The organism is Streptomyces sp. NPDC104226, from assembly GCF_055584085.1.
The window spans coordinates 1221134-1231664 of record NZ_JBVJMS010000001.1 but is presented as its reverse complement, the minus strand read 5'-3'; the positions used below and the strand labels follow the sequence as shown (position 1 = coordinate 1231664).

The following is a 10531-nucleotide window of genomic DNA, read 5'->3' as shown; positions in this document are numbered from 1 at the left end:
TGGCGTTCGATGATGCGGGCCATGGTCACGTACTGGGTGAAGACCAGCACCGAGCCGCCCTCGGCCAGGATCGTGTCGAGCAGCTCGTCGAGGAGCTCCAGCTTCCCGGAGGCCGCCCCGATGGAGTCTTTCGAGCCGTGCTGCTCCTTCGTGTACTGGGCGGGGTGGTTGCAGATCTGCTTGAGCGAGGTGAGCAGTCTAACGACGAGCCCGCGGCGCTCCATCCCGTCCGCAGCGGCGATCGCGGCGAGCGTCTCGCGCACGACCGCCTCGTACAGCCCGGCCTGTTCACGGGTCAGGGACACCGCGTGGTCGGTCTCGGTCTTCGGCGGCAGCTCGGGCGCGATCCCGGGGTCGGACTTCTTGCGGCGGAGCAGGAACGGCCTGACGAGCGCCCCGAGCCGGGCCGCCGCCCGGGGGTCGCGGCCGCTTTCGACCGGCTCGGCGTAGCGCGTGCGGAAGGTGCCGAGGCGGCCGAGGAGGCCGGGCGTGGTCCAGTCGAGGACGGCCCACAGCTCGGACAGGTTGTTCTCGACCGGGGTGCCCGTGAGGGCCACGCGGGCCGCCGACGGGATGGTGCGCAGGGCCCTGGCGGTCGAGGAGCGCGGGTTCTTGACGTGTTGGGCCTCGTCCGCGACGACCATGCCCCAGGGCACGGCGGCCAGTCGGGGCGCGTCCAGGCGCATGGTGCCGTAGGTGGTGAGGACGAAGCCCTCGACGGGGCGGCCGGCCGGCCCGTCGAGGCTGCGGCCGGCGCCGTGGAAGCGGCGCACCGGCGTGCCCGGGGCGAACTTCTCGATCTCGCGCTGCCAGTTGCCGAGCAGCGAGGCCGGGCAGACCACCAGCGTCGGGCCCTCGTGCCCGTGCTCCTGGCGGTGCAGGTGCAGGGCGATCAGCGTGACGGTCTTGCCGAGGCCCATGTCGTCGGCGAGGCAGGCCCCGAAGCCGAGCCCGGTGAGGCGGGCGAGCCAGCGCAGGCCGCGGAGCTGGTAGTCGCGCAGGGTGGCCCGAAGGGCGGCCGGGGCTTGTACGTCGGCCTGCGCGGGGGCCCGTACGCCGGCCTGCGCGTCCGAGTGCTCCGGAGCGGGGTGCTCGGGGTCGGCCGTGAGGAGCGTGCGCAGCCGTTCCAGCGGACCGGTGGCCTCTACGTCGTACCGAGTGCCGCCGAGCTCCGCCGAGCCGGTCAGTACGGCTGCCAGCGCGTCGGCGGCCGTCACCTCGCGGTTCTCGCGGGCGACGGCCCGGGCCCGGCGGGCCGCGGCCGGATCGATCAGGACCCACTGGTCGCGCAGCCGGACCAGGGGCCGCTTCGCCTCGGCGAGCCCGTCCAGTTCATCGGCGGTCAGATCGCCCTGGCCGCTCAGGGCGTAGCGCCAGCCGACGGGGTGCGCGGAGGTGGCGGAGAGCGGGCCCGACAGGCCCGGCAGATCGGAGCCGGGGGCGGGCCGGCCCACGACGGCCCGTGCGGTGAGCGTACGGGCGAGCCCGCGCGGCCAGTGCACCTGCACCCCGTCGGCCGCCAGGGCGCCGGCGGCCTCCCCGAGCAGCTCCGCGACCTCCTCGTCGGCGAGGTTCACGGCGTCCGGGACGGCGGCGCCGAGCAGGGGCGCGAGCGGCGGCCACAGCCGGGCGGCGCGGCGCAGGGCCCGGAGGGCGTCCAGGCGGGCGCCGGGCGGGAAGGCGGCCGCGGCGGGCCCGGACCCGGCCCAGACGTCGGCTGCGTCCGCGACGAGCGCGGCGTCGGCGAGGCCGTGCATCTGCAGGACGGCGCGGAAGACGGCGGGCCGGGCGTCCGGATCCACCTCGATGCGGAGCGAGAGGCGCACCCCGGCGTCGTGCCCGGCCGCGACCTCCGCGGCCCAGTCGCGCAGTTCCGGGTGGAGCTGCGGCGGGCGGGCGGCGTAGGCGGGGCCACCGGCGGCCGCGGGCGCGGCGGGGGAGCGGGGCAGGGTGTCGGCGACGGCGTCGAGGAAGGCACGCAGCAGCGGTTCCGGGGCGGGCAGCCGCGGCGGGACGGGGAGGTCACGATCCCCGGAGTCGGCGTCTTCCTCGCTGAGGCCGAAGCTGAGGCCGAGGTCGACCGGTACGCAGTGCGCGTCGGGCGGCATGGCCGCCGCCAGCTCCCGGACCTCCTCCAGATCGGCGGCGTCCAGGGGCCCGAGCCGCCAGGCGTCGTACCCGGCGGGACTCAGCCCCGGCAGCAGGAGCCCGCGCGCGGCGAAGCGCAGGGCGAGCAGGGTGGCGGCGCCCCAGAAGGGCGCGGCTCCGGCGGATGCGGCGGACCGGACCCGGGTGAGCAGGGGCAGGGCTTCGGTGAGGGGCAGGGCGAGGGCGGGCACGGTGACGCGCCGCAGGTCGGGCGTGACGACGGTGAGTTGCTCGGGGGTGCCCAGGCCGCCGAGGCGGATGCCTTCGGCCGGGTCGGGCCGCCAGAAGGCGATCCGGCCCTCGCGGGCCGGCTCGGCGGGGAGGAAGACGGCGGAGCAGGGGATGAGGCCGGAGATCGTTGGGAGCACGCATTCCTCAAACTTGACTACCGAATACGGAGTGGCCGAGAGTAACCCACCGGCGGCCGCCCCGGCCCGCGGCGACGCGGTGACCCGGGTCACGTCCTCGGGCGTTCGCGCGAGCGGGACGGCGGACCGGACGGAAACGAGGGCCGGGAACGAGGATCCGGGAACGAGGAGCCGGGAACGAGGAGCCGGGAACGCGCGGCCCGGAGCGCGCGTTGTGTCAGGTAGTGGCCCACGGCCTACGGAGAAAGAGGGTGCCGCTGATGTCCACGAGCGGAAAGATCGCGGTTGCCGGTGTGGTGGCAGCCATCGTGCTGTTCTCGACGGTCGGCTTCTGGGCCGGACTGCTGGTCCTGATCGGCGTTCCGGTAGCCGCCTACCTGCTGTTGGACTCCTCCCAGCGTCGTAGGCTGCGGGGCATATCCAGGAAGCAGATCGGCCGCTGACGGCGGCAGGGGGGTCAACCATGGGCACGGCGAGCACGGCGAGCACGGCAGGCACGGCGCAGGTCGCATCGGTCAGCAGCAACGGGGTCTATTCGTTCACCAAGCCCACCCGCGAGAGCATCACGCTCCTCGAAGGGCTCGGGGTCGAGGGCGACGTCCACGCCGGGGTCACGGTCAAGCACCGTTCCCGTGTGGCCCAGGACCCCACGCAGCCGAACCTCCGGCAGGTGCACCTGATCCACCGGGAGCTCTTCGCGGAGGTCGCCGAGGCCGGTCACCAGGTCGAGCCGGGCCAGCTCGGGGAGAACGTCACCACCGAGGGCATAGACCTGCTCGCCCTGCCGACCGGCACGTTGCTGCACCTGGGTGCGGACGCGGTGGTCGAGGTGACCGGGCTGCGCAACCCCTGCCTGCAGATCGACGACTTCCAGCACGGACTGCTCAAGCAGGTGGTCGGCCGGGACGACGAGGGCAACGTGCTCCGCAAGGCGGGAATCATGGGCGTGGTCCACCGCGGTGGCACCATCCAGCCCGGCGACACCATCGAGGTCACCCTGCCGCCGACTCCCCACATCGCCCTCGACCGCGTCTGATCGCTCAGCCGAGCCACGCTCGCAGACGTTCGCCGATCACCACGTCGTGGGGCAGCCGCTCCAGCTCGCGGGCCGTCACGTCCACGCCCTGTGCCCCGAGGACGCCGGCCAGGTGGCCCCAGTGTCCGGCGGCCGCCTGCTCCTGCGTCATGCCGTCGAACGGCTCGTCCGGTCCGACCACCATCCGGGCCGTCTCCGCGATGTCCTCGGGGGAGGTCAGCGCGGGCATGCCCGACGGGCCCGAGCTGCTCCAGCCGCGATCGTCGAGCAGCACCACGCTGCGGCCGTCCGCGAGGACGGCCTCCAGCCGTGCCGACACCGACAACTGCCGGTCGTTCGTGGCGCCGGCGTGCAGATCGGTGTACGTGACCAGACGGGTCACCACGGTCATGCCGCACTCCTGTCGGCTCGCCCAACGTGCTCACGGAGTCTCGGACCCTACACGCGGAGCCCCGCCCCGCCCCGCGCGACTCAGTAGTAGTCCCGCATCAGCTCCGTGGCCCACTCCGGCTGGCGGTGCTCGCCGCGCGGGCCGAATTCCGTCATGTACGGCTTGAGGTCGAGCACCGGCGTGCCCGCGACCGCGTCCAGCCCCTCCACGTGCAACTCCGGACCGTCCGCGGCCAGTACGTCCACCTTCAGGACGCGACAGCACGAGAGGCCCAGCCGGTTGGGCCGGTTCTTGCCGCGCTGGGCGAAGATGCCGACGAGCGGCCAGTCCGGATTGCCCCGGGGGCGCCGCGCACCCGTCTCGATCTTCTCCTGCGGAACCCGGTCGAAGTGGAAGACCACCTCGACGTGCGAGAAGTCCTCCAGCCCGTACAGGGCTTCCGGACCGAACCGCTCCCGGTCCAGCCGGATCACCGCCGTCTCCCGCCCCCAGTCGTCGTCGACGACCTCCGAGCGGCCGCCCACCACCCTGCCCACCGGGACCACTTCCACCGGATCCATCAGGCATCCTCCCCCTCAATCCCAGCCTGTACGTCGAACACCCTGCACGCGGCTCACCCGCGCCGCGCCCGGCCGCACACCAGGCCACGCCGAACCGCAGCTCGGCCCGGCCCGACCCGGCCCGGCCCCGCCCCGCCCCGGTCAGGCGGGCCGCAGGGCCACCCGGTCCAGGGCCGCCAGCAGCTCCGACAGCTCGGGAAGCTCCCCGTGGGCCTCCTGCGGTACGGCCAGCACCTCGCTCGGCTCCTCGTCGAGCAGGACGAAGGCGGCCCCGTCGGTGCGGGCCACCAGGGACCACCCCGGCCCGTCGACGCGCAGCGTCCGCGCCTCGGCGCCCGCGAAGGAGGACCGCACCCTGCCGGGCGGCGGCGGGCTCTGCGTGTACGCCAGGGCCTCCGCCAAGGCCCGCGCCAGCCCCGGGTGCGCGGAGGCCGCGGCCCCGCCGTCCGTGGCCACGCGTTCGCTCCAGTCGGCCCACTCCCGGGCTATCTGGTCGGCGCCCATCCGCCGCTGCACCGGCCCCCAGGTCTCGGCCGACGGCGGGGCCAGCGGCACCCGCCCGGTGCCGTCCGCACCCTGCTCGGGATCGTGCGGTTCGGGGATCCCGGCCTTGGCCACCGCGAGCGCCAGCGGCCAGCCCGCCAGCGAGACCACGATGGACCGTTCGTCGGGGGACAGGTCGTACTCCATCCCGCAGTCCCACGAGGCGATGGCCATGGCCACGAGCGAGACGTCGTCGACGACGACCGTCCAGCGCGCGCCCTCCTCGTCCTGCCCCAGCACCAGGCCGTACCCGGCGGCCGCCGGCGGCACGCCGAGCAGCGAGCAGGCCTCGGGGTAGTCGTCACCCAGGATGCTCGGGAACTGCGCGGGGGTCAGCAGCACGGCGGTCAGCACGTACAGCGACCCGCCGTCCTCCTCTTCGGACACGTGGCCTCCCGGTCGTTCTCTCGTCGGCGCACCCTAACCAGCGAGTAACCACCGCGTCGAGAGCTGGCGGGAGGCGATTTCCGAGCCCGTCACCTGCACGGAGCGTCGGCCACCCGCCACGGAAAGCGCTCGGCGCCGCCGACGGCGTGCCCAGGGGACGGCCGGTGCGCGGCCGGCGTACGGCCGCCGCTCCGGGCAGGTGGCCGGCGTAGAGGATGCGCCGGACGCGATCAGGGGGTCCGGACCGCCAGTGCGAGGAAGCGCGAGTCCTCGTCGGCGTACGAGGTCATCCGCCAGCCCGAACCGGCCAGCAGCGGGCCCAGGTTGTGCTCGGCGCGCATGTCGTCCGGGGTCAGTTCGCGGCCGTGGCGCGCCGCGAGGGCCGCCCGCCCGATCGGGTGGAACAGCGCGAGCCGGCCGCCCGGGCGCACCACGCGGGCGAGCTCGCGCAAGTTGGCACCGGGGTCGGGCAGATGGGCGATGAGCCCGGCGGCGAACACGGCGTCCAGCGCCCCGTCGCGCAGCGGCAGCCGGGCCACGTCCGCGAGCAGCAGGGCTCCCTCCGCGTCCCGGCCCGCCTCGTGCGCGGCAGCCAGCATCTGCGGGGTGACATCGGCGCCGAGCACCGTTCCCGACGGGCCGACGGCCGCGCGGAGCGCGGTCAGCGCCCGCCCGGTGCCACATCCCGCGTCGAGCACCCGGTCGCCGGGGTGCAGTCCGAACTCGCCGACGGCGGTCGCGAAGGCGGGCCCGTCGCCGGGGAACTTGCGGTCCCAGCCGGCCGCGCGCGCCCCGAAGAACTCCTGTACGTGGCCACGGTCCCGGGTCTGGTCCTGTGTGCGGTCTTCGCTCATGTGCCCATGATCCCTCACCGGGGCTCCGGCACATGCCTGCGGAACGTGTGCAAGGTGGTACGCGGCGTGATCGAAGATGAACGTAGCTCTGTCATATTCCAGCAGTTCCAGTGGCTTTCGAAATGCGGCCCGTGTTCGCTCCCTCACCCGGACTAGCTTCCGTGGCCATGGGACACCTGGACCACGCCGCCTATGGCTGGCTTACCCCCGTGCTGTCATACGTGATGGCTTCGATCGGCGCCGCCCTCGGCCTGCGCTGCACCGTTCGCGCGCTCGCCGCGACGACCGGAACCTCCCGCCGCAACTGGCTCCTCACGGCGGCCTCGGCCATCGGCACCGGGATCTGGACGATGCACTTCGTCGCCATGCTCGGCTTCCACGTCGCCGGGACCGAGATCCGCTTCAACGTGCCGCTGACCATCCTCAGCCTCCTCGTCGCGATGATCGTCGTCGGCGCCGGCGTCTTCGCCGTCGGCTACGGGAAGGACCGCAACCGATCCCTCGTCGTCGGCGGCCTCACCACCGGCCTCGGCGTCGCCAGCATGCACTACCTCGGCATGGCGGCCCTGCGCCTGCACGGCTCGGTCTCCTACGAGCCGCTCGCCGTCGGGCTCTCCGTCGCCATCGCGGTCGTCGCGGCCACGGCAGCCCTGTGGGCGGCCCTCAACATCAAGTCCCCGGTGGCCGTCGCCGTCGCCTCGCTCGTGATGGGCGGCGCCGTCACCAGCATGCACTACACCGGCATGCTCGCGGTCGCCGTGCAGGTCACCCCCTCGGACGCGGCCCTCCCGGGCGCCACCGCCATGCAGTTCATCTTCCCGCTCGCCGTCGGCCTCGGTTCCTACCTCTTCATCACCTCCGCGTTCGTCGCCCTCTCGCCGACGGCCGACGAGCGGGAAGCCTCCGCGACGGCCTCCGCCGACCTGCGCCTGGGGGAGCGGACCGCCACCGCGCCCACCGGCTGAGGCCCCGCCGCCACCGGCCGCCGAACCCGCCGCCCCGCCACTGCCCCCGCGACCGTCACGTACGTGCACACCGCCCGGAACGAGGAGCCCATGCGCAGACCCCGCAGAACACCGGAAGCAGCGGCGTCGCGGCCGCCCGCGCCCGCGCCGGCGGGTGGCCGCGGCAAGGGGCCGGGCCGCCGGGCGCACGCCGGACCGCCCGCCGAGGAGCCCGTGGAGCGCGCCAGCTCCGAGGTGCTCGGGGCGATACCCGGCGGGGGCGGGGCCCGCGGTCTGCGCGCGCGGCTGCGCCCCGCCACCGTCCGGGCGAAGATCGTCTCGCTGCTGATGGTGCCGGTGGTCTCCCTGCTCGCCCTCTGGGCCTTCGCCACCGTCGACGCGGCCCAGGACGTCGCCCGCCTCACCCGCGCCCAGCGCGTCGACCGTGAGCTCCGGGCACCGGTCGAGGCCGCCGTCACCGCCCTGCAGGCCGAACGGCGCACGGCCGTACGGCTGCTGGCCGATCCCACCGACGGCCAGGCGGCCGCCGCCCAGGCACCCGGCCAGGCCGCAGCCCTCGACGAGCAGGCACGCCGCACCGACGGCGCCGTACGGGCCCTGAGGCTCGGCGACCGCAACACCGTGGCCGACTCCGGCGACTACCGCACCGACATCGTCATCCGGCTGCGCGACTTCGTCGCCGCCGCCGAGGGGCTGGGGCCGGCGCGCAAGGACGTCGCCGGACACCGGGCCACCCCGGAAGCCGCGTACGAGACGTACACCCGGGTGATCGACGCGGCCCTGGACGTCGGCGGGGCCCTCTCCGGAGGGGGCCGGGACGCCGAACTGGGCGTCGACGCCCGGGTCCTGCTGGAGTTCGCCCGGGCCGGGGAACAGCTGTCGCGGGAGGACGCCCTGCTGACGGCGCCGGGACCGCGCACCGCCGAAACGCTTCGCCGGCTGACCGGCGCGGTCGAGACCCGCCGGGCCCTGACCGCCACCGCGTCCCGGGACCTGCCCGGCGCACAGCAGGACGCCTGGCAGTCCGTGGCCAAGAGCGCCGCCTACGCCGACCTCACCGGGGCCGAGGACCGGGCGCTGGCCGCCGCGGCCGGTGCCGCAGCAGCCGGCCCGCCCCCCGGCTGGGAGGCGGCCTACACCTCCGTCGCCGGCTCGATGCGGGAGATCACGGACGCCGCCCACGCGGCCTCGGCCGACCGCACCGACCCGTTCGCCGCCGGTGCGCTGAGCCCCGCCGGAGCCGCCGTCCTCCTCGGCCTCGCCGCCGTGGCTGCCTCCCTCGTCATCTCGGTCCGCATCGGCCGGGCCCTCGTCGTCGAACTGGTCTCGCTGCGCAACACCGCGCTGGAGATCGCCCACCGCAAACTCCCGCAGGCCATGGACCGGTTGCGGTCCGGCCAGGACATCGACGTGGCAGCTGAGACCCCGCGGGGACCGGCCGCCGACGACGAGATCGCCCAGGTCGGCGAGGCGCTGGGCACGGTCCACCGGGCCGCCCTCAGCGCCGCCGTCGAACGCGCCGAACTGGCCAGCGGCGTGAGCGGGGTCTTCGTCAACCTCGCCCGGCGCAGCCAGGTCCTGGTGCACAAGCAGCTCACCCTGCTCGACTCGATGGAACGCCGCGCCGACGACCCGAACGAGCTCGGCGACCTCTTCCGCCTCGACCACCTCACCACCCGGATGCGGCGGCACGCGGAAAGCCTGATCATCCTCTCGGGCGCCGCTCCCGGACGTGCCTGGCGCATGCCCATCCCGCTGACGAACGTCGTCCGGGCAGCCGTATCCGAGATCGAGGACTACCCGCGCGTCGAGGTCCGCCAGCTCGCCGAGGCCGCCGTCGTCGGCGGAGCCGTCGCCGACCTGACCCACCTGCTGGCCGAACTCATCGAGAACGCCACCCAGTTCTCCCCGCCCCACACCAAGGTCCGGGTCAGCGGAGAACCCGTCGGCGCCGGCTACGTCCTGGAGGTGGAGGACCGCGGACTCGGCATGGGCCGCGAATCCCTCCAGGAGGCCAACCGGCGCATCGAGCAGTCCGAGGCCCTCGATCTCTTCGACAGCGACCGGCTCGGGCTCTTCGTGGTCAGCCGCCTCTCGGCCCGCCACGGGGTGAAGGTGCACCTGCGCATGTCACCGTACGGCGGCACCACCGCGGTGGTACTGCTCCCCAACTCCCTGCTCCAGGGCGCCCTGACGGCCGCCCCGCCGCACCCGGAGGAGCAGCACGGCGCAGCTCCGGCCGCGGCCCCGGCCCCCGTGCCGACGCCGGAGCCGCTCGCCGAACCGGTCCGGGAGCGGTACCGGGAGTCGTCCCCGACCATCAGCGTCGTACGGGACGACGCGCGCGGGGTCCCGGTCCCGGACCGGAGCCCCGTGCGCGAGGAGCCCCGGCCCTCCCCGGTGGCCCCGCTGCGGCCGCGCGGCTCCGCGGGCGCGGTTCCCCGTACGCCCGCCCCGGCGGTCACGGCGGCTCCGGCGGCCCCCTCGGGCCCGGCTCCCACGGGCCCTGCCGGATCCAGTCCCGCCGGTTCTGGTCCCGCCGGTTCCGGCCCGGCCGCGTCGGTCACCGAACTGCCGCGCCGTGTCCGGCAGGCGAGCCTCGTCCCGCAGCTGCGCGAAGCCCCCGCTCCCAAGGCCCCGGCCGGGGTCCGGGGGGCGGAGGCACCGCCCGGGCGCAGCCCCGAGCAGGCGCGCGAGCGGATGGCGGCGTACCGGGCGGGCTGGGTGCGGGGCACACAGGCGAGCGGCGAAGCCGGCGCGGACGGCACGGGTGGCACGGGCGGCACAGGCAGTTCTGGCGAAGGCGAAGGAGCACGGTGATGATCGAACATCAGAGGATCGACCTCGACGGCGTCCGCAGGTCGGGCGAACTCGACTGGCTCCTGGACGACCTCGTGGTCCGGGTGCACGAGGTCCGGCACGCCGTCGTCCTGTCCAACGACGGCCTGGCGGTGGGTGCTTCCAGCGCGCTCAGCCGGGAGGACGCCGAGCACCTGGCGGCCGTGGCCTCCGGCTTCCACAGCCTGGCCAAGGGCGCGGGCCGGCACTTCCACGCCGGGGGCGTGCGCCAGACGATGGTGGAGATGGACGAGGGCTTCCTCTTCGTGGCGGCCGCCGGAGACGGCTCCTGCCTGGCAGTGCTCAGCGGGGCCGGCGCCGACATGGGGCTCATCGCCTACGAGATGGCCCGGCTGGTCAAGCGGGTCGGCGAGCACCTGTACACCCCGGCCCGGTTCGCGGCGCGGCCGCCGGCCGCCGGTTGAGGGCGGCGGCCTTGAG

The 10531-nt window shown here is 74.9% G+C and carries 10 protein-coding genes; 5 read left to right on the top strand and 5 right to left on the bottom strand.

Translation table 11 applies throughout. From position 1 onward, the window contains the following. On the bottom strand, nt 1-2516 hold a 2516-nt coding region (locus ACZ60J_RS05425), incomplete at its 3' end, for a DEAD/DEAH box helicase (protein ID WP_469679068.1). Between the two features lie 260 nt (nt 2517-2776). On the opposite strand from ACZ60J_RS05425, the gene ACZ60J_RS05420 reads away from it, so the two are divergent. Further along, entirely contained in the window at nt 2777-2959 is a 183-nt protein-coding gene (locus ACZ60J_RS05420; RefSeq protein WP_469679067.1) for a hypothetical protein, read from the top strand. A 20-nt stretch (nt 2960-2979) separates the two neighbouring features. Further along, nucleotides 2980-3552 (top strand): MOSC domain-containing protein, encoded by a 573-nt coding sequence (locus ACZ60J_RS05415; protein WP_469679066.1) that lies wholly within the window; start codon nt 2980-2982, stop codon nt 3550-3552. Nucleotides 3553-3556: 4 nt separating this feature from the next. On the opposite strand, the gene ACZ60J_RS05410 is transcribed toward ACZ60J_RS05415, so the two are convergent. From ACZ60J_RS05410 to ACZ60J_RS05395, 4 genes are all read right to left on the bottom strand, one after another. Beyond that, nucleotides 3557-3943, bottom strand: coding sequence for a hypothetical protein (locus ACZ60J_RS05410; protein ID WP_469679065.1), 387 nt, complete (start codon nt 3941-3943; stop codon nt 3557-3559). Nucleotides 3944-4023: 80 nt separating this feature from the next. Continuing rightward, the gene (locus tag ACZ60J_RS05405) at nt 4024-4503 is read right to left on the bottom strand and encodes an SAM-dependent methyltransferase (protein WP_469679064.1); all 480 of its coding nucleotides are present in this window, start codon (nt 4501-4503) and stop codon (nt 4024-4026) included. Nucleotides 4504-4644: 141 nt separating this feature from the next. Then, on the bottom strand, nt 4645-5433 hold the full coding sequence (locus ACZ60J_RS05400) for a hypothetical protein (RefSeq protein ID WP_469679063.1): 789 nt from the start codon (nt 5431-5433) through the stop codon (nt 4645-4647). Nucleotides 5434-5663: 230 nt separating this feature from the next. Further along, a complete protein-coding gene (locus ACZ60J_RS05395; RefSeq protein ID WP_469679062.1) occupies nt 5664-6287 on the bottom strand; it encodes a class I SAM-dependent methyltransferase in 624 nt (207 codons plus the stop codon). A 167-nt stretch (nt 6288-6454) separates the two neighbouring features. Between ACZ60J_RS05395 and ACZ60J_RS05390 the strand changes: the two genes are divergently transcribed. The 3 genes from ACZ60J_RS05390 (at nt 6455) to ACZ60J_RS05380 (ending at nt 10515) form a co-directional block, all read left to right on the top strand. After that, nucleotides 6455-7252 carry an MHYT domain-containing protein gene (locus ACZ60J_RS05390; RefSeq protein ID WP_469679061.1) on the top strand — a complete coding sequence of 266 codons (798 nt, stop codon included), beginning with the start codon at nt 6455-6457 and terminating at the stop codon, nt 7250-7252. A 213-nt stretch (nt 7253-7465) separates the two neighbouring features. Beyond that, nucleotides 7466-10072 (top strand): sensor histidine kinase, encoded by a 2607-nt coding sequence (locus tag ACZ60J_RS05385; RefSeq protein ID WP_469679060.1) that lies wholly within the window; start codon nt 7466-7468, stop codon nt 10070-10072. Beyond that, nucleotides 10072-10515 carry a roadblock/LC7 domain-containing protein gene (locus tag ACZ60J_RS05380; RefSeq protein WP_469679059.1) on the top strand — a complete coding sequence of 148 codons (444 nt, stop codon included), beginning with the start codon at nt 10072-10074 and terminating at the stop codon, nt 10513-10515. Before ACZ60J_RS05385 ends, ACZ60J_RS05380 begins: the two co-directional genes overlap by 1 nt. The last annotated feature ends 16 nt before the right edge of the window (nt 10516-10531 follow it).

Coding starts and splice junctions, on each gene's coding strand:
- ACZ60J_RS05420 (WP_469679067.1), top strand. CDS start 2,777: ATGTCCACGAGCGGAAAGATCGCGGTTGCCGGTGTGGTGGCAGCCATC.
- ACZ60J_RS05415 (WP_469679066.1), top strand. CDS start 2,980: ATGGGCACGGCGAGCACGGCGAGCACGGCAGGCACGGCGCAGGTCGCA.
- ACZ60J_RS05410 (WP_469679065.1), bottom strand. CDS start 3,943: ATGACCGTGGTGACCCGTCTGGTCACGTACACCGATCTGCACGCCGGC.
- ACZ60J_RS05405 (WP_469679064.1), bottom strand. CDS start 4,503: ATGGATCCGGTGGAAGTGGTCCCGGTGGGCAGGGTGGTGGGCGGCCGC.
- ACZ60J_RS05395 (WP_469679062.1), bottom strand. CDS start 6,287: ATGAGCGAAGACCGCACACAGGACCAGACCCGGGACCGTGGCCACGTA.
- ACZ60J_RS05390 (WP_469679061.1), top strand. CDS start 6,455: ATGGGACACCTGGACCACGCCGCCTATGGCTGGCTTACCCCCGTGCTG.
- ACZ60J_RS05380 (WP_469679059.1), top strand. CDS start 10,072: ATGATCGAACATCAGAGGATCGACCTCGACGGCGTCCGCAGGTCGGGC.